Annotated in this window: 21 protein-coding genes and 1 riboswitch; of the genes, 7 read left to right on the plus strand and 14 right to left on the minus strand. The window is 49.3% G+C overall.

Going from position 1 to position 20965, the window contains the following annotated elements; all coding sequences use genetic code 11:
• Positions 1–7: 7 nt before the first annotated feature.
• The 9 genes from HNQ57_RS06650 to HNQ57_RS06690 all read right to left on the minus strand — a co-directional run bounded on the left by HNQ57_RS06650 (position 8) and on the right by HNQ57_RS06690 (position 9656).
• Positions 8–871, minus strand: coding sequence for a choline kinase family protein (locus HNQ57_RS06650; protein WP_184461809.1), 864 nt, complete (start codon positions 869–871; stop codon positions 8–10).
• Positions 858–1439, minus strand: coding sequence for a nicotinamide riboside transporter PnuC (gene pnuC, locus HNQ57_RS06655; RefSeq protein WP_226968282.1), 582 nt, complete (start codon positions 1437–1439; stop codon positions 858–860). Before pnuC ends, HNQ57_RS06650 begins: the two co-directional genes overlap by 14 nt.
• Before the next feature lie 40 nt (positions 1440–1479).
• Positions 1480–1743: a YkoF family thiamine/hydroxymethylpyrimidine-binding protein gene (locus tag HNQ57_RS06660; RefSeq protein WP_008247041.1), complete on the minus strand. Its 264-nt coding sequence runs from the start codon at positions 1741–1743 to the stop codon at positions 1480–1482.
• 58 nt (positions 1744–1801) lie between these two features.
• A complete protein-coding gene (locus HNQ57_RS06665) occupies positions 1802–3940 on the minus strand; it encodes a TonB-dependent receptor (protein WP_184461811.1) in 2139 nt (712 codons plus the stop codon).
• A 51-nt stretch (positions 3941–3991) separates the two neighbouring features.
• Positions 3992–4099: riboswitch (TPP riboswitch) on the minus strand.
• 74 nt (positions 4100–4173) lie between these two features.
• Complete coding sequence (locus HNQ57_RS06670) at positions 4174–4917, minus strand: class I SAM-dependent DNA methyltransferase (protein WP_184461812.1); 744 nt, start codon at positions 4915–4917, stop codon at positions 4174–4176.
• A complete protein-coding gene (locus HNQ57_RS06675; RefSeq protein ID WP_184461813.1) occupies positions 4907–6472 on the minus strand; it encodes a DHA2 family efflux MFS transporter permease subunit in 1566 nt (521 codons plus the stop codon). Before HNQ57_RS06675 ends, HNQ57_RS06670 begins: the two co-directional genes overlap by 11 nt.
• Positions 6447–7451 (minus strand): HlyD family secretion protein, encoded by a 1005-nt coding sequence (locus tag HNQ57_RS06680; protein ID WP_184461814.1) that lies wholly within the window; start codon positions 7449–7451, stop codon positions 6447–6449. The genes HNQ57_RS06675 and HNQ57_RS06680 overlap by 26 nt, the downstream gene beginning before the upstream one ends.
• A gap of 172 nt (positions 7452–7623) precedes the next feature.
• Complete coding sequence (locus HNQ57_RS06685) at positions 7624–8988, minus strand: cytochrome P450 (RefSeq protein WP_184461815.1); 1365 nt, start codon at positions 8986–8988, stop codon at positions 7624–7626.
• A gap of 14 nt (positions 8989–9002) precedes the next feature.
• Entirely contained in the window at positions 9003–9656 is a 654-nt protein-coding gene (locus HNQ57_RS06690) for a TetR/AcrR family transcriptional regulator (protein ID WP_184461816.1), read from the minus strand.
• Positions 9657–9813: 157 nt separating this feature from the next.
• Here HNQ57_RS06690 and HNQ57_RS06695 point away from each other — a divergent pair, with 157 nt between their 5' ends.
• Entirely contained in the window at positions 9814–10602 is a 789-nt protein-coding gene (locus HNQ57_RS06695) for an SDR family NAD(P)-dependent oxidoreductase (RefSeq protein WP_184461817.1), read from the plus strand.
• A gap of 67 nt (positions 10603–10669) precedes the next feature.
• On the opposite strand, the gene HNQ57_RS06700 is transcribed toward HNQ57_RS06695, so the two are convergent.
• A complete protein-coding gene (locus tag HNQ57_RS06700; protein WP_184461818.1) occupies positions 10670–11242 on the minus strand; it encodes a hypothetical protein in 573 nt (190 codons plus the stop codon).
• Between the two features lie 112 nt (positions 11243–11354).
• Between HNQ57_RS06700 and HNQ57_RS06705 the strand changes: the two genes are divergently transcribed.
• Positions 11355–11645, plus strand: coding sequence for a DUF1244 domain-containing protein (locus tag HNQ57_RS06705; protein ID WP_184461819.1), 291 nt, complete (start codon positions 11355–11357; stop codon positions 11643–11645).
• 8 nt (positions 11646–11653) lie between these two features.
• On the opposite strand, the gene HNQ57_RS06710 is transcribed toward HNQ57_RS06705, so the two are convergent.
• The gene (locus tag HNQ57_RS06710) at positions 11654–12055 is read right to left on the minus strand and encodes a hypothetical protein (protein WP_184461820.1); all 402 of its coding nucleotides are present in this window, start codon (positions 12053–12055) and stop codon (positions 11654–11656) included.
• 137 nt (positions 12056–12192) lie between these two features.
• Between HNQ57_RS06710 and dinB the strand changes: the two genes are divergently transcribed.
• Entirely contained in the window at positions 12193–13275 is a 1083-nt protein-coding gene (gene dinB, locus HNQ57_RS06715; protein ID WP_184461821.1) for a DNA polymerase IV, read from the plus strand.
• Between the two features lie 184 nt (positions 13276–13459).
• Here the strand turns inward: dinB and HNQ57_RS06720 are convergent, their stop codons facing one another.
• The 3 genes from HNQ57_RS06720 to HNQ57_RS06730 form a co-directional block, all read right to left on the minus strand.
• Positions 13460–14755: an OmpA family protein gene (locus tag HNQ57_RS06720; protein ID WP_221301604.1), complete on the minus strand. Its 1296-nt coding sequence runs from the start codon at positions 14753–14755 to the stop codon at positions 13460–13462.
• Between the two features lie 70 nt (positions 14756–14825).
• Positions 14826–17609, minus strand: a complete 2784-nt coding sequence (locus HNQ57_RS06725) for a hypothetical protein (protein ID WP_184461822.1) — start codon at positions 17607–17609, stop codon at positions 14826–14828.
• A 417-nt stretch (positions 17610–18026) separates the two neighbouring features.
• A complete protein-coding gene (locus tag HNQ57_RS06730; RefSeq protein WP_184461823.1) occupies positions 18027–18770 on the minus strand; it encodes a 5' nucleotidase, NT5C type in 744 nt (247 codons plus the stop codon).
• A 408-nt stretch (positions 18771–19178) separates the two neighbouring features.
• Here HNQ57_RS06730 and HNQ57_RS06735 point away from each other — a divergent pair, with 408 nt between their 5' ends.
• The 4 genes from HNQ57_RS06735 to HNQ57_RS18225 all read left to right on the plus strand — a co-directional run bounded on the left by HNQ57_RS06735 (position 19179) and on the right by HNQ57_RS18225 (position 20945).
• Positions 19179–19607, plus strand: a complete 429-nt coding sequence (locus HNQ57_RS06735) for a hypothetical protein (RefSeq protein ID WP_184461824.1) — start codon at positions 19179–19181, stop codon at positions 19605–19607.
• Positions 19604–19963, plus strand: coding sequence for a hypothetical protein (locus HNQ57_RS06740; RefSeq protein ID WP_184461825.1), 360 nt, complete (start codon positions 19604–19606; stop codon positions 19961–19963). The genes HNQ57_RS06735 and HNQ57_RS06740 overlap by 4 nt, the downstream gene beginning before the upstream one ends.
• Entirely contained in the window at positions 19950–20615 is a 666-nt protein-coding gene (locus tag HNQ57_RS06745; protein ID WP_184461826.1) for a hypothetical protein, read from the plus strand. The genes HNQ57_RS06740 and HNQ57_RS06745 overlap by 14 nt, the downstream gene beginning before the upstream one ends.
• Before the next feature lie 63 nt (positions 20616–20678).
• Entirely contained in the window at positions 20679–20945 is a 267-nt protein-coding gene (locus HNQ57_RS18225) for a ParE family toxin-like protein (protein ID WP_420825304.1), read from the plus strand.
• The last annotated feature ends 20 nt before the right edge of the window (positions 20946–20965 follow it).

Consider the following 20965-nt stretch of genomic DNA (forward strand, 5'->3'; position numbering starts at 1 on the left):
TTCGATCTTATGCGTCTTTTGCTGCGAGGGCCTTAATCGCCAAAATTTGTCTGTGTATCTCGCTGACGATGTTGGGCATGGTGCCATTGGAATACTGAACTGCATACCAAAGCACACATAAATAGCCGTAAATAATCTGCCAGTGGTACAAGCGTTGCCAATCTAAGGCGCTGATAGGCTGCCTCAGATAGCGTGTTAGTAGCGATTGTTGTTGTTTGGCATTGAGTGCATTGCCTTCAATAATTACGGCAAGCTCATAAAAAGGGTCGCTCATGGCGGCGTATTCCCAGTCTATGGCGTATAACTTGTCTTTATTGTTAATGATAAGGTTAGAGGCTAACAAGTCGTTGTGGCAGAGCACCAGGCCGCTATTCAGCGCTTTTGCACTGGTGATATGAGTGCGAACAGCCGAGTCGAGTGATTTTAATTCGCGAGTAAATGCGGCTTGGGCGTCTATTGCTTGCCAGTAGCAGCTTATTTTATTTTCTACATTTAAGTCTGCATCGATACCAGGTAATTGGTGAATGCCGCGAAGTAATTCGGCGAGTAAAGATAAATTATGATCAATACTGACTGACCAGGTTTTATCGCCCAGATAGCGGCTGACCATATACTGGTGTTGGTCATCGTAATATATTAATGGCGCGCAGAGCCCGGCTTCATCGGCGCGGCTCAGTGCTTTGGCTTCAGCGCTGCGATTTAAGTTGAGCGCTTCACTTATAGCTGAGTTTTTACGTAGAACGAACAGCTCATGATTTACGCTGATTAAATAGTTTAGGTTGGTTAAGCCGCCGAGCAAGGGCTTAATAATGACCGGCTGGCTGTCACTCCAGCGCCACCAATCGCTGGGAATAATATTAGTGGTTGACATGTTCATGCCGCTCTTGTTTATAGAGCGTATTCCACTGATAGAAGCCGATGATCACGAGTACCACATAGAGCATGAATAGCAGCGCGGTGAGGTAGAGGCCTCGGTCGATATATAAATAGACTGAGGCCGCGTCGATTACAATCCAGTAAATCCAATTCTCTAATACTTTGCGGGTCACCATATAGGTGGTAATGACTGCGCCCCACGTGGTAAAGGAGTCTAGGTAGGGCAGCGCCGCGTGGGTTTTTTGCGCAAGTCCGTAGCCAAAAATTAATGTTAATAGTCCAACCGAAGCAATCACCAGTAGATGAGTTTTGAGTGGCCAGCAATGGATGGTGAGGTTTTGTTGTTTGTCGGCGTGATGTCGCCACTGCCACCAGCCATACACCGCCATAACGAGGTAAAATACCTGTAATGCTGACTCCATTAGTAAACTTACGTCCCAGAATAAAAATAGGTATATTGCTGTGCTAATAAAGGCCGCATACCAGCAGCTATTCTTTTCTTTCATGGCGAGCACTAAATACGCCAGCGCTAATATAACCGCGACTATCTCCCATGGCGACATACTATGGGCTGCGTCCTTAATGGCTGTAATTGTCTCAGCATTAAGCATGATGTGCGGCCGGGCTTAAGTCACCGTCAATAAATTTACAGACAAAAATTGCGCGACCAAATTGTTCGTAAGACTTGCGCATTTCTTGCTTTATGACATCCATCACCACTTCGTAGTCACCAAATATTTGGGTGCTCATGGTATTGGTGAGTACCTGTAAATTGGCGTGGCTGTTTAGGCGGTCGATAAAGTCTTGAATCGCCGGAATGTAGGTGTCTTTCAGTGGGTACATGCTGATTTCAACAGAGAGTTTCATACTATTTTCTCATGTTCGTATACGGTGAACAGGGCGACGGTCTGTCGCCCGAGAAGATTTAAAAGCGGTAGTTAGCCGAGATACCTGCAATCCGTGGTTCACCTAACTGGTAGTAGGTCTCTGGTGCGTAGCCTTTGGCCGGGTCGTTACCATAGGCATTACTGAAGTAAAAGCCACGAGTCTGGACGTCTTCGTCGCTTAGGTTGCGTCCCCATAGAGACACGTCCCAGTTGCTGCCTTGGTAGCTTAGGCGCGCATTGAGCATTTCATAGCGTATCGATTTCTCATTGTGACTATTAGAAAAATAGAATTCGTCCTTGCCCTCAATTTCTATGCGTAAACTTAGATTACTGATAAGGGTGATTTCGGTGCCAATAAAGAATTGATAATGGGGGGCGTGGGCAACTTCACGGCCATCCATATTGACAGGCGGTAACGCTGCACCAGTATTATCATCTTTAGCGTCAACGTGGGTGATGCTGATGAAATCTTTAAACTCGGCGTTTAACCAGCCAGCTGCTGCAAAAAAGCGAACGGCGTCATTGGCGAGATAATTCATCTCTACCTCTAGTCCCGTCGTTTTGCCTTTGGCAGCATTGCTCAGATAGTCGTCAAAGGAAAAGTTATTGGGGTCAAATATCGATTGCTTGGCCTGCACGTCACTGCGATCTTGGTAAAATGCCGCGACTTGGGCCTGCAGGCGATTGTCGAGCCAGCTGCCCTTGAAACCCAATTCGTAATTCAGCATGTGCTCGGTGTCAAATTCATACATATCGGCTGTGATTTCTGAATTTGCCGTCGATGCGGAAATGATTCGGCCATTAATGCCCCCCGCTTTATAGCCTCGGGAGATCGTGCCGTAGAGCAGGCTGTCGTTATGGTAGTGGTATTCAAGGGTGAGGTTGCCCCCCCACAACTCTTCATCGTTACTCGATGTAACGGCGAGTGAGTCGTCATAGTCGGCATTGCGCTGCTCAATCCTAAGTCCGCTGACGAGTTCAAGGGTGTCGCTGAGGCTACTGCGAAGTTGGCCGTAGAGTGCGAAGTTTTCCGTGTTGAACTCGCTGGTGAAACTGCCGTTGCGACTTAGGTCTTCGCTATCTTTACGCAGATAGGCGCCAAGCACCCAGCTACTGCTGTCGTTCAGTAGTTTGGCGTGCTCGGTCGAGATAAAGCGAAAATCTGCACTAATATTGTCTTTGTTGCGCTGGTAGTTGTCAGTGGAGCTGTATTCGGCAGGGTGGTAACCAATATAGGTCCAGTCTTCGTCGTAGCCGTATTCGGTATTTGAGTTGGCGGCACTCAGTGTGGACTCAAGGCTAAACAGGGGGTTTGCGGACCAGTGGGCGACAACCGAGCCAGCCACGGTTTCTTGGCGGTCGTGACCGGGTTGGTCAGACAAAGTGTTGCGAGTATTACTCAGCGAAAAGGCGTCGTAGCCATTGTCGGCATCGAGGTAGAGCAGCGAGAAATCCAGCTGTAAATCGTCGCTTGCTTGGTAGCGCAATTTGCCGCGCAAGATTGATTCATTGATGTTGTTGACGTCGTCGCGATCTAGGTATCGGTTTTTAATGTAGCCATCAGACTGCTGGTTTTGAGCGGCAATGCGATAACTTACTTTTTCGTTTACGGGACCGCTGGTGACGAGGCCGAGCTTGTGGCTATTGTATTGGGCGGCTTCTACTGAAATTTTTGCCATCGGCGCTGCCGAGGGTGCGCTGCTATGCATGCTAATGAGCCCGGCCAGGGCACTCGCACCATATTCAGTCCCTTGAGGGCCGCGCAGTATCTCTATTTGGCCAATGTCTAAGGTGCTGGCTGCCAGGCCTAGGCCGCTAAAATCGATACCATCGATAATAAGCCCGACCGAGGGGCTTACTGGGTCGATGAACTGGCTGCGTTCACCAATGCCGCGAATTTGAAAGTAACGCCCCCTAGATGCCCCCGCCGAGTAATTCACATTTGGCGCCATATTTAGCAGCTGTTCGATATTGCTCGCACCGCGTGCTTCGATAGTGCTTTGGTCAAATACGCTGACGCTACTGGCAAGGTCTAGCAAACTGGTGTCGCGAAACTGACTGCTAACAATCACTTCTTCTAATTTTGATGCGTCTGCCGCGCTAGTGAGTCCGCTACTAAGGCAGGCCACAAGGCCAATAGCGTAACGTAGGGGTATTTTTGCAAATAGGGGGTTCATGGTTCTCTCTCGGGTGAAACTGGTTTGAAAGAGACCCGGTGTGCGACGTGAAGAGGATGACTGACCTATTCCTACGCCGGTATTAACCGGATCAGGTTCAAGGGTTTGCATTGCTGGTTCCAATAGCATCTCAGGCCGTAGCCACCCCTTAGGTTTTGCCGAGGGATAATAGCAGAAATCCCGTTTAGCGGGAATGGCTCGGTTAGGATGTGCGCACTAGCGCTGGCAATGGTTTATATTTTAACGCAGCAAAAAATAGCATTGCCGGAAGCGCCATCACCAGGGGTGATTTTTTCATAGTCATGTTCGAAGACATGCACTTCAAAATAGGGCTGCAGTAGCTGTTGTAATTCGTCAAATGTTACGGCCACCATGGGATGTTCGTCCTGCCATGTTTCGGTATGCAGGCCCGTGGTTTTTTCAATTTTAAGGCGCAGGGACTGCTGATTGCCGTGACCGCCGTATCGCCAACCCGAGCTGAAAGCAAAGTGGCTGCCATGGTGCTCGGCGGTATGGCGAACAAAGGCGCTGGAATCAATTTTGTTTTTATCGACCGTGTTAAAACAAAAGACACCGCCAGATGCTAGCGCGCGATGGGTGCTAGCAATACAGGATTTCAGCTGAGTAATATCGCTGCTGTAGTGTATGGAGTATAAAAAGCAGGTAATTAAATCAAGGGGGTCATCTACCTGAAAATTGCACATGTCCTGCAAGCTGAAGTGGCCAGTTGGGCAGCGCTGCTGGGCGAGATCGATCATCGGCTGATTAATATCTAGACCACTGCTCAGATAGCCAAAGTCGATGAAATGCTGAACGTGAGGGCCGGTGCCGCAGGCTAGGTCTAGATGTTTTTTGCCATTGTTGCCGAAGATCTGATGTAGTCTGCGCACACAGTTGCTTTGGGCTTGGTAATCGATATCTGCGCACATTAAGTCGTAATAGCCAGACAGATCGGTGTAAAGCGCGTTAGTTGTCATCTTGGCCTTCTAAATCGCCATTATTGAGGAATATGGGTTTAAGTAATAGCGGCAGTAATGCAACGCCGAAGATGAAAATAGTCATGGCGTAGAAATTATCTAAATAGGCGATCATTGCCGCTTGCCGCTGAATTTCCATATCCAGTAGTTGTAAGGCGGCAAGCCCGGTGTCGCCAAGGCGGTATGCGGCGGCCAGGGGATCGATTCCTGGCAGGCTAAACTGGGTGATGTGGCCACTCAAGTCGGCGTGGCTTATTTGGCTATTGCGGGAAATTAAAGTGAAGATAGCGGAGATGCCAAAGCTGCCCCCGATATTGCGCACTAAATTTAGCAGACTGGCACCGTCCGGGCGCAATTGCTGCGGCAGGGTCGAAAACGCCGCCATGGTTGCCGGGGTAAACAGCATACCTAAGCCCAGGCCCTGTATGAAACCGGACGATAATATTGGCCCAGAATTCATTTCTAAGGACCATGTTGCCATCATACCTAGCGCGGCTGCGCAAATTAGGTAGCCGGCACTCATTAAGTAGCGCAAGTCCATACGTTGCATTAATCGTCGGGTAAGGAACATGCTAATCATTACACCGAGACCCCGTGGCATGAGGAGTAAGCCGGTGTCGATAGCGCTGTAGCCAAATAAATTTTGAAACATGGTTGGCAAGACTGCGGCAATAGCAACATTTGCTAAACCCAAAATTAACATGATGGCTAAGCCGCCAAGAAAATTCTTATCTTTTAGCAGGCCGGCGGGAAATAACGGTGTTGTTGTTGAGCGTGAATGGATAAAAAATATCCACACGGCGGACAGGGCAATGATTAATTCGATAATGATTTCCCATGAGTCGAACCAATCTTTATGCTGCCCGCGATCTAACATAAGCTGCAAAGACACAAGGGCAATTGCCAAAATAAGAAAGCCAAAGCGGTCGAGTCTACGTGGGACAATTGGGCGTGATGGTAATAGCCAAGCCAATATAATGAGCGTTGGTATACCTATTGGTAAATTCACATAAAACACCCAGCGCCAGCTTAGGGTGTCGGTGAGTATGCCGCCGAGCATTGGCCCTGTAATTGGCGCAATCATGACGACCATGCCCATCATCGACATCGCGGAGGCTTGTTTGCTAGGCCGATTAATGTCGAACAGAATGGTTTGTGACATCGGCCCAATAAAGGCTGCACAGACGCCCTGTAGTACGCGGAAAAGCACCATTTGTGTCAACGACGTCGCCGCGCCACAGAGCGCAGAAGCGATTAAAAAGCCAGCAACGGCGTAGAGAAAAGTGCGTCGTGAGCCGAATTTGTCGGAGACCCAACCAACCAGCGGTATTGTCATGACGGTGGCAATGATATAACTGGTTAGTATCCAACTCACGGTGTCCATCGTGGCGCCGAGGCTGGATTGCATGTGGGGCAGAGCGACATTGGCAATCGTCATGTCGAGGATCTGCATGAGGGTCACCATCATCACGGCCGCCATTAATAGGCCCTGATGACGACTTGCTAGCGCTGGCTCGTCGCGGAGTGTGCTAATCCCCAGTGCTAATTCGGACATCGACCGATAGCCCCGCAATCAATGGCCGCGCAGGCTTGCTTTCAATGCTAATACGCACCGGCACACGCTGGGTAACCTTAACCCAATTACCGTTGGCGTTTTGTGCAGGTAATATTGAAAACTCTGATCCAGTGCCCGCGCCGATGCTTTCTATTTTGCCGCGCAGTTTCATGTCTGGGTAGGTGTCCAGTTCCATGATGGCGGCTTGGCCAACACGAAGTTGATTGAGATCGGTTTCTTTGAAATTAGCCTCTACCCAGCTGTGATCGGTATTAACGATACTGACTGAAGGCAGGCTTTGCATCATAAGCTGGCCGATTTGGAGGCGATCCATTTGGCTGATAATGCCGCTGACGGGAGATCGAACCTCGGTGCGGGAGAGGTTTAACTGAGCTTTTTCCAATTGGACTTTTGCGGACTGTAGCGCTGGGTATTCCCCTGAATCTGAATTGCCGCTGGAGAGGGCGACTCTTGCTTCTTCGGCGTCAGCTTTTGCGGACGCTAGGCGTGACCTTGCTTGGAATAAAGCGTGCTCAGCTGCGCGAAGTGCTGATTGGCTTGTGACGCTGGTTTTGTCGAGGTCTCGCTGGCGTTGGTATTCGCGTTCGAAATAGGCGACTTCCTCCTGTGCACTTTCAATGTCGATATGTGAGATTGAATAGCTGGTTTGCAGTTGCTCATACCGTGCGACGGCACTTGCCATTGCCGCTTTGGCCTCTAATACCGCGAGCTCAAAGGGTTTTGGATCAATGCGGAATAATAAGTCACCGGCTTCTACCCGTTGGTTTTCGCGCACGGCGACGTCAACAATAATGCCGCCGACTTCCGCGCTAATCGAAATTTTGTCCTGCCTGATATAGGCATTGTCGGTGGAGGTAACGCCCAAGTTGGCGTAATAGTATGCACTGGCGGCGCTAAATAGCAGGATTGGCACCACGAGCATGAGTGCTAGGCGACGGATAGGCGGAGACAAAATCATACCTCTATGTTGTATATAATTGTTATTGCTGTCCTGATAACAATAATCGTTTTCCGCGCCCCAAGTCTATTTGGGTGGCGCAGTAAAGCACCGGCGCAATGTTGCATGAAAAGGATGCGCCAGCACAATTATATACTCGATGACTTATCGTCACGCTATCGTCTGTTTGAATTTACGCTTTGCGTTTATTGATCTGTATCGGCAGCCCGTCCGTTGGGAATACGATTGGCACAACATTAAATTGCATGTTATAGCCAGGCTTTACGCTAATGGTGTGGTTGCGAAGCAAGTGGAACAGAAAAAGTTTTACCTGCATTTCAGCAAAATTGAGACCAATGCATTTGTGGTGACCGCCGCCAAACGGAATCCACTGGTAGAAGTGTCTTTTATGCTCGGCGCGTTCAGCGGAAAAACGTTCGGGGTCAAATTTATGGGGTTCAGTCCACCACTCTTCCATGTAGTGGGTGAAGAGGGGAGAGACGCCGATGCCGGTATTGGCCGGAATACGGTAGCCCATAATTTCGGTTTCTTTAATGGTGCGACGCGGGATTACGGGGACGGGGGGGTACATCCGCAAGGCCTCTTTCATTACCAGACCAGTTTTCTCTAGCTTTGGTAAGTCGTCGTACTGCAAGTCATCACTCGTGATTTGCTGATATTCGCTGTGTAGTATGTCTTGCCATTCTGGGTTTTTGGCGATTGCGTAGATAATGGAACACAGCGTGCTTGTGGTGGTGTCGTGGGCGGCAAATAATAAGAAAATAATGTGGTCGCGCACGGCTTCGTCACTGAGCTCATTGCCGTCTTCGTCCTTGGCATGGCAAAACTGAGAGAAGAAGTCGCTGCTTTCCGTGGCGCGTTTGGCGGTGATATGTTTTTGAATAAACTGCTCTAGGGCTTGTCGGCCTTTGATTCCCTTGTACCAGGTTGTGCCGGGTATCGGCAGTTTTACTACCGCCAATGAGGCTTCCATGGCATGGAGGAAGCCCTTGTTGATTTTGTCGGCCTCTTTGCCCATTTCTACGCCCATAAAGACTTGCGCAGCCACATTCAGTAGCAAACTTTTTATGCTGTCTTTAAAACCAAATTCGATGTCTTTTGGGAAGTCGATAACACCTTGGTGCATTCTCGGGTTCATGGTTTCTAAATAGGCTTGCAAAGATTCCTTTTTAAAGGCTGCCTGCAATACTTTTCTGTGGAAGCGATGTATCTCAAAATCGCGCAGCATGAGGCCGTTGGGGAAGAGCTTGTCGAGTAGTGGGTCCCAGGCTTTCTTGCTCGAAAAGATCTTGTCGCTGTCTTTGAGCACTATCTCATTGGCTTCTGGCCCAAGCAGGGCGATATTACGCTGCAATAGCGCATTGTTACGAAATACCGGCCCATAAAGCTTGTATTTTCGGTTAGTTAAGCCGTGGTAGTCCTTTAAAAACTCAACGGTGTCACCAAGGATAGGCAGTGCGCCATTGTCGCCGGGAATATGGTCTATTTGGCGGTTAGCTTTACGCGGCAATTCGGGATAATCAGTAGACGTTTTCATGTTTATTTCCTTATTTAAAGATGCCAGCCGTTAAACAGTAGATCGATAGATTGTTGAATGTGATTTTCAATTTGTTCCGGGCTTAGCTGGGGGCTGCCCGTGAGTTTTTGAAAAAAGGGGTATTGCACGACCGGTGCGGTTGCCGATTGCACGACAAAAAACAAGGTTTCAATTGGTATCGATTTTAGCCCGCCATGTTGATTCACTTTATTGACAAGTTCGCGAATGTATTGCCATGGGGATTCAAAATAAGACTGATAAATATAATCCAAGCGCGGGCCTTGGCATTGAGATTCTTGCTGGTAAATCAGATAAATCGCGGGATGTTCAAAGGCACTGCGAATGTAGACTGCAATGGCGGCTTTGAGAGCGTCTAGCTCAGTGTGATTGTCGTTAATGTGGTTTAAGGCATTGACCACTTTGGCGGTAGTCGTACCGGCCAGCTTGTCGACCACTGCTTTCCACAGCGCTTCTTTAGAGTCGAAATAGTGGTGGAAAAATGTATAGCTAACCTTGAGCTCGCTTTGCAGTTTACGCAGTGATACGCCGTCGTAGCCGTCGCGGGCAAAGATGGCGGCAGATGCCTCCAGTAGATGATCAATAGAAGGTGTCGCAGCCTCATCGTTGCGCGGGCGTCCACGTCGCCGTGTTGGTGTTGCTATGCTCATCGAGAAGGCCAATATTAAACAGGTGTTTAATATTGGCCTCGACCTTCGCTAATGTCAATAGACAGGCGTTAATCCCCTCTGTATGGATGATGTGCGCTTATGGGTGCTCCGCTAAGCTGAGCTACGATTGTCATAAAACAAATAACAGGACGAATATATGCTTTTACAGGGCAAGGTAGTGATTGTGTCGGGCATTGGCCCAGGTTTAGGGCAGGAGCTTGCAGTAGAAGCGGCTAGGCAGGGTGCGGCGGTAGCAATGTGCGCCCGCACCCCGGCAAAACTCGACGAGGCAGAGCGAGAAATTCTCGCTCTAGGTTTGGATACACCGATATTGAAGGTGGCAACGGATATTAGTGACCGCGAGCAGTGCAAGGCGCTGGTTGCGCAAACCATCGCGCGCTTCGGGCGCATTGATGTGCTGTTTAATAGCGCCTATAACCCCGGTAGCTTTGAACCGATTGAAGTCGCCAATCTGGATAGTTGGCGTGCGGCAATGGACGTAAACTTGTTTGGCACCATGGCTTTGACCCTTGAGGTTGTGCCACACATGAAGGCCCAAGGTGGTGGAGCGATTGTCATGATCAATACCATGGTTACCCGTAAACCTTTGCAGACCCAGGGTGGCTACGGTGCATCGAAGGCCGCGTTGGCCAGCGCGACCTCCCATTTGGCGCTGGAGTTGGGGCAGTACAATATCCGCGTTAACTCAGCTTATATGGGTTGGATGTGGGGGCCGTCGGTTGAAGGCTATTTGCAAATGAACACCGACGCTGGCGGCCCGAGTGTGGCAGATCAGCGCGCGGCGGTAGCAAAGAATATTCCGCTGGGTGATATTCCTGATGATGCGGATTGTGCCAAAGCGGCAATCTTTCTCGGTTGTGATTATGCCTGCGCGATTACTGGCGCTGCATTAGATGTAAATGGCGGGGAGTATTTGCCGCATTAATTGTGGCGCGGGCCTGTTTAAAATGTACTGGGCTAAATAGTCAGCCCAGTACTTTAGCTAAATGGAATTAGCTGGCTGGTGGGGTTTTGCTTGCCGCTTTGGCTTTAGCAGGGGCCTTTTTAGCGGCCGCTTTTTTGGCCGGCGCTTTTTTTGCTGTAGCCGCTTTAGCTGGCGCCTTTTTCGCCGGTGCTTTCTTTACCGCTGCCTTTTTTACAGGTGCTTTTTTTGCGGCTGGCTTAGCTGTTTTGTCAAAGTTCTTGGCGGCGTCTTGGGCCGCTTTTGCCAGTGCCTTAGCGCGCTGATAATCACCCTTTAGCTCAGTAATTTGGTCTTTGGCCATAATCATTAAGGCTTTGGCATCTAGCTCTAATTCCTTTGCCGCATCTACTGCGCCGTGAGCGCGGTCTAGCTGCTTGTGGACTTTAGCGTCCATGCTGGCTTTGGCTTTTTTCTGTAGTTCGCCCAGCCTGGTCTGTTCTTCTTTTAGTTTTTTACGCGCACGCTCAGTTTGCGCTTTTGCTTTGTCCATCGCTTTGTGGGCATCAGCCATTAAGCGGTCTCGCAGCTGTTCAACTTTGTGTTCTAAAGATTCGATCTCTTTGCGGATTAATGCGACGGGGTCCATTTTCTTATTTGCCATGTCAGTGAGCCTCTGGGGTCGATTTTTCTTGTTAAATAAAAATCTGTAACAGCACTAACATAGCAAACTTTGCGATAATGGACAGTGAATCTTGAAATACTAGGTGAAAAAAATGGATAAAATGAAATCTGATGCTATTGAGGCGGCTGCATTTAGGCGCTTATTGGTCCATCTCGACAGTCGCAAAGATGTGCAAAATATCGATTTAATGAATTTAGCTGGCTTCTGTCGTAACTGTTTGTCTAAGTGGTATGTTGCCGCGGCGGAACAAGAAGGCGAGAGTATTGATTATGAGGCGGCGCGGGAGCGGGTGTACGGCATGCCCTACGCGCAGTGGAAAGCTGAGTTTCAGGCTGAAGCCAGCCCCGAACAACTGGCTGGCTTTGCTAAAAAAAGTGACTAGACGCCGCGTTAAAGCCCGCCGTTAGGGATAAAGCGATTGTCAGTATTAGCGCGGATCCACAGCAGCATGTCGCGGGACAATTTTTCACCGCGTTTGCGCAGGGCTTTATTTATCCAAATGGCGGGGGACTCTTTGCCCGCATCCCAACCGCTGATGAGTTTTTCGGCGCGGGTAAAAAAGCGGATTAAGTCGACAAGCTCGTCGTTACTGAAGTCGGCGACGGCGGCTTGCCATTGCTCCGGCGCAACGCGCATAAAGACCGCGTATTTCTGCTGCTCCTGCTCACTAAAGGGGGCGGGAAGTAATTCGAGTTTATCACTGCGGCTCAGAGCAATGCATTGCTGCAGCCACTGCGTGTCAATACTGAGGGTGTCTTTCTCTTTTTCCGGGGTCCAGCTGCCAATCGCCATGTTTACCTATACCTACTTACCGATTATGGGGCTAAGGCCCTAGTATAACGCACAATCACGGGTGACTTGTGCCTAGTGATTTGCTATTTTACTGGCTATTTATCCAGTTGTGAGTGGCGTGCGGTGAGAAGCAGCGTTTGCGCAAAATAATACATTGCGATTGTGATTGTTTTTACGCGTCGGTAGAAGCGCGTGACAATCCCGCTTTGCGCGGGCGCCCGCTAGCGGTCGGTGGCGACGCGGCGCGGCGCGGCGTCATCGCGACCTGCAATTATGAGGCGCGGGCCTTTGGTGTTCATTCAGCTATGGCGACGGCGACGGCATTGCGGCGTTGCCCAGATTTAGTGGTAGTCGCGCCGAATATGGATAAATACCGCGAAGTTGCACTGCATATTCGCAGCATATTTGCCCAGTTTTCTGAAATAATAGAGCCACTGTCTTTGGATGAAGCCTACTTAGATGTGAGTGGTAGCACGGCATTCCAAGGTAGTGCAACGCGAATTGCGCAAGCTATACGGCAACAGGTGAGTTCTGAACTTGGTATTACCATTTCTGCGGGCGTGGCCCCGAATAAATTTTTGGCGAAGGTGGCCAGCGACTGGAATAAGCCTGATGGCCTTACCGTGATAACACCCGCTCAGGTTGACGACTTCGTCTTAAGCTTGCCCGTGGGGAAAATTCATGGGGTAGGTAAGGTAATGGCGCAGCGCATGGCGGCGTTGGATATTTATACCTGCGCGGATCTGCGCCAGCGCAGCATGGCGGAGTTGCAGCGCCATTTTGGCAAATTTGGCCAGCAACTCTACGATTACGCGCGGGGTATTGATCATCGTGATGTCAAAACCCATCGTCAGCGTAAATCTTTAAGTGTCGAGAATACCTACGCCGAAGACATTGACGGCGTGGAGCTTGCGCTTGCGGCGTTGCCCGCTTTGCTTGAAGAGCTCAAGCGGCGACTAGCCAAGCATAGCGGCGAAACGTTTACTGGCGTATTTGTTAAATTAAAAGCGGCTGACTTCAGACAAACGACTATTGAGCGTCGCTGTGACGGTTTTCTTGAATTGGATTTGTTTGAAACCTTACTGAGTGAAGCGTGGCTGCGAATGGAATCGTCTTTGCGGTTAATTGGGGTCGGCGTTCGTTTTGGCCGCAAACAAAACGAGGGCGTGGCAGAGCGCCGCGCTGAATATCAGCTCGAATTGTTTGATCCCGGCATATAACGCAGTTCTAAAAACTGCGGCTTCCCGATTGCTCGTGTCCGCAGGCATGGCTATTTGTCTAGTATGACCTTTCGTCGAAAGCGTAAGCTTGCGATATCGCGTCTCCGGTCTCCCGTTAAGCGTTTTAACAGGCAATAAAAAAGGGAGGACGCTTACGCGGCCTCCCTTTTTGCATTATTAGCCTTTATTTGTTCGGGCTAATAACCTGCAGCTCAACACGACGATTGCGCTCACGGCCTTCGTCAGTATTGTTGTCGGCAACCGGTTTGCTTTCGCCATAACCGGTGGCTTTTTGACGAGACTCGCTAATGCCTTTGCCGGTCAAGTAACGCACCACAGACTCAGCGCGTGATTGAGACAGCTTCAGGTTGTAAGCATCGCTGCCAACTGAGTCGGTGTGGCCCATGATGATGATATTAACATCTGGCTCATTGCTCAGTGACTCTGCGACCTTATCGAGCACGGTCTGGGAGTCAAGCATCAGTCGGGCTTTGTTAAACTCAAAATGCACACCACTTAAGGCAACTGTTTGAGAGAGTACACAGCCACGAGAGTTGACTTTCAGGCCGGGCAGGGTGCCTGGGCATTGGTCAATTTTGTCGGGTACGCCGTCGCCATCGCTATCCAGTGGGCAGCCTTGGGCATTAACCGGTACGCCATAGGGTGTGTTTGGACACTGGTCGATGTCATTGGGCACGCCGTCGCGGTCGTCATCAATTGAACAGCCGTGCACGTTTACCATAGCGCCAGGAGGCGTGTTGGGGCACTGATCACGGAAGTTAGGAATACCGTCACCGTCGCTATCCAGTGGGCAGCCAGTCGCGTCAACTGGGGTGCCACGGGGGGTGTTGGGGCATTTGTCCAAGCGGTCTGGTACGCCGTCGCCGTCGGAGTCGTAGTTGTAGGGCAGGGGTTTTTCGCCAAAGGGTACGGAAATACCGATTAATGCCGCGTAAGTGTAGAAGTTGTCATCAACGAGTACGTTTTGCTCTTTGATTTTGTCTACTTGGTAGCGAATTTCTCCGCGCAAGGAGACTTTTTCAAGCTCGTAGGTGAAACCGGCAAAAACATCGGTGCCGTAGTCAGACTGATTTTCACCGATAAAGTTAATTTCGTGGTAAGTCAGGCCGGCACCCATAAATGGCTGCAGCGACGCGGCGTCGAGATGGAAGGCGCCAAACGGGAAATACATGAAATCAAAACCCGCTGCAGTGCGCTCATAGGTATCATTTTTACTGGTTTTTAGTTCGCCGTAGTTAATGTGAGAATCAAGCATCACATAGGGGCTGATTGGCTTACCGAGACCAAGCTTAAATTCACCGCCATTGTCGAAATCGGCCTGATCGGCTACCGAAGTACCGATTAAACCGTGCACGCGCCAGCGATTATCGAAGGATTTTTCCTCCTCGTCTGCGGCGTAAGCTGAAAATGCACTGCACCCCACAGCAAGAGCAAGCGTTATATTACGCAGTTTACTCATTGATAATTTCTCCATAGCTTCATGTTATAAAAACGCGACCAGTTGGTCGCGTTTTTTATCTTCGTTTTAGTTAGAGGCCGAGCAAGCCGCCTAGACCACTGAGCAAGTTCTCAAGTGCGGTAGGGGTCGTAGCTGGGTCTGCAATTATTCCCTCAGCGGCGGCAGCAATGGAATCTGCGAGTACAGTTGCTAGCGCTTGCGGGTCAAGACCCGCTAAGGCTTCTTGTAGTGCAGCAGGGTCAAGCTGATCGCCACCGGGTAGCCCGCTAACAATACTGGTAATTGCGGCAATCGCGTCATCTGTCGGCAAGCCTTCGCCACCACCGCCGGTCAGGGTTGCAATCAGACCCTCGACGATTGCCTGAACACCATCCAAGTCGCTTGGAATTGGCACTGGCAGTTGATCGGCGCCAGGAATGGCACTGAAATCGCCGGTCAGAATTGCATCAAGCAATGCATCAACAGGGATCTGGTTGACTAAGTCACCAACCGGTAGCGCAGATATTGCTGGGTCGCCTAAGTAGCCGAGATTAAACAAGGCTGGCAGCAACAGCTGGTTAGACAGGTCATCATTAGCCGACAGCAGTGGATCAAAAATCTGGCAGGCAGAGCCGGCCTGACCTTGCAGTGCAATAGTGCCAGCGGGCTGAATTAGTACACTTGCGCCGTTTTTAGACAGTGGGTCAGCCTCAACTGCGGGGGCACCACCTTCGGCGGGTTTAGCTGGTGTATAGGCCTGGTTGTCATCTGCGTCGACATAAACCCGAATACACATTGTTCCCAAGCGCGCATCACCTTGGGTAACCAGCAAGCCGTTTGTTTCGCCACTGAATTCAGCTGGCTTGCTTGAGGGTATTGGCAGTGGCTCAGTAATCGGCGCAACCACGCAGGTTTTGTTGGCGCTGTCATAGTAGCCAACATCGGCGGTGAAAATAACGGAGGGCAAATCCGTCACGTCTTTCAGGATGCTGAGGTCCGCGGGGTTGACGGTGTCAGGGTTTGTGCCGGCATCCACCGCGCTTTTCAGCAGGGCGTGGGCTTTGAACTGGCGACTGCCGGGTACCATGCTAAAGTCAAAACCGTTTTCTTGGCTTGCGCTAATGCTGTAGTTGCCGCTACCCAGGCAAGAGAACTGGTCGACAACCGCCGGCTGAGCAGGGTCGTCTTGTTGCTGCAGCAGGTACAGGGCAACCAGGCTGTCATCAATGACTTTTACCGTGACTTGGTCAGATTTCAGCGTTGAGTTTTTATAGGTTGCGGTTAAGGTCGACTCTCCATTGACGATAGCGTTCGGTGTGGCGGGGCTAGCCTTGGTCATGACGTCTTGTACGGGGGCTACTTTCAGGATGGTCGGTGAGCCTACCGTCCATTTTATGGTGCTGTCGCCGCAGCGGGCTTCAGGGATGGCAGGGTCAGCGTATTTACAAAAGGCAACGAAGCTCTGGTCCTTTTGAAGTAGGCTGTAATTGATTTGATATTTTTTATCGGCGCTTGGGATGCCGACAGTGCCATTGTTATCTACCGGTCTAATGGTGATGGACTCCACTTCTGCGTCGCTCAGCATCAACCTTAGGTTGCCGGTGACGGTGCCGGTACTGCTATTTTTATAGCTGCCGGTCACCAAGCTATTGTTGTTGCTTGTGTCATTGCGCAGCTGGTTGTATGCGGCTTGTCCGATTAGGGTGGCGGTGCCAGCGGTAGTACTAAAGCTGCTGTTGCTATAGATTGCGGCCGGATTCGCTGACCAGCTCAAAACGCCAGCGCCACTGCACTGGTAGCGACTAAAATTCGCGTTAACACTTTCTGTTTTATACTGTATTTTCGCAACCATTTGCAGCATTTCACCAGCCGGTACGGTTGCTTCGGTTACGACGGTAGTGGCGCTATCTAAGCCATTGCAGCTGGTTGTCGCCACGATGTCTTGGTCCAATTCACCATTGCTTTTACATGTTAAAGCAGGAGGGTTGGTGATTACGCACACATCAACGCTTTTAACTGTTGCGGGCACTATTTTTACGGTTTTAACTGCAAATGTTGGGGCGTTATTGTCAGTGACGTCATCGTAAAGTGTTTCGCATTCATCGTTAGGTGATATCGCACTAATGATAACGGTAATGGATTCTTGGCTATTGCTGCTATTAAAAGGGTTGCTAATGGTCGCCAAAGCCGATGTCTGGCCCTCAGCGTAGTCTGCAAATGTAAAGAATGCCTTGTTTGCACAAAATTTCGCTTCGCCGGTACGGTTTTCGGGCTTAACGATATCTTTTAGTTTCTGCGAAAGCTCATAGCTTGCTTCTTCGGTTGCATTTGAGTCTTGCAGTGGGTCAAAAGGAATGATCTCGGGGCCATCTATAAACGGAGGGCCGACACGTGTTGGTGGCACTACGATAAAGTCAGCGAAGCGACTATAAGTGACGCCTTTATAACGGTAAGTGCCTGTTAGTCTGAGGGTTTTTTTACCTGCCGGTTCGGCAAGAAACTCGGTGCTGAGGATGTCTTTTACGTTGCCCAAGCCGTTGATGTTGCGCACGGAGGCGGCTAAGCCTGCAATGGCAGGGTTGCCAATAGGACCGGTAATTGTCCAGGTAGTGCCTTCGGTAACGTTGAGCTCGGGACCGAGATCACTCTCTACACCGTCGGTTTGCAGGCCAACCATGCGAGCGGAAATACCGTCGGCCACTTTGTTTGTGCCTAAACCGGCTAATTCATCACCAAAGGGTAAATCGACACGCAGCGAGACTGGATCAAGCGATGGGCTAGGACGATCCGGGCTGCGGGCGTCACCGCCACCACCACAGGCAACGAGCACGCTCGTTACAAGTGCTAACGATATGCTTAGTAGTTTCGTATTCATTTATTCCCCTCCGGGAGAACCCTGCTTAATACACGATTGCGAACGATCAAATTTTAGATCTACGTAGTGTCACGGATGTGATTGTTAAAAACAACACTATGCGCAGCTAGGTTTTGATGTTAGCGCGAAAAATGTGAAAATTTCTGTGAATCAGTCGTAAATGAGGTGATCAAGTGTGGTGCAAGGAGGGGTTTTAATGAAAAAGACTGGAAAATCCCTCCCTTACGGGTGTCTCCGTGGATTAAAGATTGTAGTTTTGTGAGCGCTAAGTTTTTGATTTTACGGTGGTCGAAAAATGATCAATTGGATTAAAGAATGTATATTTTCATAAAGTCCTTTTATTTCAATTGGTTAGGTTGTTTCTGAGGTCGAAGGTTGGTGTTGGCTGTGTGACAAATTTTCTGGGTGTTCATAACGTCATTTTTCGTGCTTTTTACACCGTCCAGGTGCCGATATTGAGGTGCCGCTAAGCAAGCAAAACTCACACATCTTCGAAAGCTTTGCGGCTCTTTCTGAGATAGCATTAGCGATCTTTGAAGTTATGTTTCCCTTGCCAGCTATTTCTAATTCGCCATCTCGAGATCGTATGCTTGATGGAGAGAAGCCCATTTCAATCAGGTCATGTGCAAGCTGAGTTACTGAATTCTCCCAGCCGGGGCCAACATCAATAATGTAGTCCTCTAAATCGATGGTGCGCATTTCAATGTGATCGACGATTGAGGGCCAATTTGGAAATTGCTGGCTTCCAAAGTGCAGTAGTTCACCGGAAAACCTCTCCTGTCCTCTGCCATCCAGTTGGTCATCTACTAAAAAGTCACCATGGCTTAAATGCTTGTGAGGACTAAGTATCAGTCGATGGGCGGCGTCGAGCCCTAAATGCCGCTCGACCCAAAGTCGTTTTTCAGTGTAGCTGTGCGGGTTAAATACCGAGGGAGCCGAAAGAATGTAAACATCGAGCTTGGGGTTTGCCGACAGTGTATGGAACCCTTCGATTGCGCCATCCATTGGCGCTAGATTTAGAAATGTCTCTGGGACGCTATGAGGGTATTCAATCTCCGGATGTCTCTCTTTTGACTCGTTGTACATCTGAGCGAAGTTGCAGAGCACGTCATCCATATCAACGTAAACGATTTTTGGCTCGTGTGAGGCTTCATCCCGCATAGTAATCTCTCTTTATATGCAATTTGAGATGAAATAACCTTAGCTTAAATTGGATTTTAAATAAACTAACTTATTGATTTTAAAGCAAAAATACTTATTATTTCGAAAATTAAATATACTCACTTAGCTGCGCCGTAATAATCGGAACGTTAGAGTTGTAGTTCAACGCGGGTGCATAGCGGCGTGCAATAGTTCGGTTAATCACTTTTGCAAGGTCACTTTATGGAGCAGAGGTAGTCGGTTTCGGTCAAGCAGGTCAAGCAAGCTGGAGTGGTTGGAACCGTATGAAATTAGGTTCTGAAACGTAATTTTATTAGGATTTTAAAGGTGCGATGTAATATATTAATTAGTCTGATTCAGATTCCCTGCCTGATGAAATACGCCAAATGGATATTGAAGCGACATTAAATGGATTATTTGAAAGTTTTGCGATTATCACTCCTGTTCTTAGGTAAAAGTCTGCTGGCCGTATCTGGTGCGTGCATATTGTCTTTCATGCTTGTAGGTATGTTCGAAGGCACGGCAAGTATCACTGAGTTATCCATTTTAGAGCTGCTTTTCAGTGCAGTCCTGTGCTTTTTTGTATATCGCCACTGCAAAAACTCGATGATCGTGGGTCTCAAATGGCACCGTATCTTATATTTGCCACTGAGTAACTGCGGATACCTGTTGCCATTTTGGATCATTTTTATGGGAAGGCGTGAAGTTAATGCTGAAGCGGTTATGGGGCAGCTTTTTGGTTTCGGGTTAATATTGTTTAATATCTATACTGCGACGCCGCGATTAGCATCCGATCAGGGCACTATACCCTTGGAACCAGAGGAAAAGACGTCGTGATTCGGAAAAGTATCATTGTGTTGTTGTTAGTCGTACCGCTCATGAATAGTGCGTCAGCCGCCGTTGATGGCGCGACATTGATTGCGGCTTGCAAAGAGTACGTCGCAATTTATGACCGACGGGGGGAGCGACGTTTTTTGGCTGGGATAGCTACATCGACTGCGGAGGCTATGAGGGCTGGCCTTTGCAGAGGGATGCTGGAAGAGCATGCAGGACATAGCCGTCGTTTCGGTGGCCGCAGCCTCTGTGATGAACAGTGGTATGAGCAAGCCACTTTTATTGTAAATCAAAATGCGGATGACGTTGCTGTAAGTAGCGAACGACTGCTAGATGACGCTTGTTATGATCGATCTTGACCGAGGAATCACCGCGGGCCAAGCGATCGACATGCTCTTTGGTATCAAGCTGTCAAAGCACCGAGGGCTAAAAGATAAAGTTAGTTCCCTTATGCGAAACGGGTTAGTCGATTATAAGGCCCAATTAGTGGTTGATCGAAGCTCTAACCGCGTGTATCACGATCAATACACTACCTTACATAATGCGGTGCTTATCCAAGCTTTATTAACTGACCCCAAAAAAGTTAAACAAGTATTTGACGACGATAAATACCGCCATGAGATTGCAGGGGTATTTAATGGCCTGCTCTTGGAGCGTCGTTCAATAGTTGGCATATCCTTGATAAAGCCTGAGGTGCTGCGTTTTTTAGATGCTTTATCTAGCGATTGTAACCTCCGTGAAGAGAAACTGGCCAACCCCTTCGAAACTTTGCCGCAGATAATATTTGGTACTTCCGTCGACCTACTTCAAACAGTGCTCGCGCAAAATGTAAGTCAAGAGAGCGGCGATGCCATGATGGCCCATTACCTGAATGGCGATCTGCAAGAGGCTGTCGATGCGTCTGCGAAAATTAGTAGTTCAAACCCGTATTTGCAGCAACTAACTAACCATATCCAGCGGGAGTACCGTAATGCTTGCGAGTTTGAGAATTTATTGGATTTTTTAGAATAAGCGCTTTTTAGTGCAATGCACCTCGGCAGACTGTCTCCAACGCCACGAAATGGAGATAAAAGAATGCCGTCAATACACCATATACTCAAAAACTGCCCTCATGAGGTGCCAACGCGGCATCTTGAACGCGCTCAAAAGCTGCATCGTCAGCTTATGGATGGAACTCCTGCTGCTAACTTAGGTGGCTGCCGAGTTAAACAGACCCCCGATATTATTCGGTTCAAAATCGGTCGTGACTGGCGACTCCTTTACCGGAAATATGGCGCATTGCTGCAGCCGTATTGTCTAGTATCTCGCCAGAACTTTGAGCATGTCATCAAGCGAAGGTGAGCACTCTATTACAGAGTGCA

This window comes from Zhongshania antarctica, assembly GCF_014202945.1.
Lineage (GTDB): Bacteria > Pseudomonadota > Gammaproteobacteria > Pseudomonadales > Spongiibacteraceae > Spongiibacter > Spongiibacter antarcticus.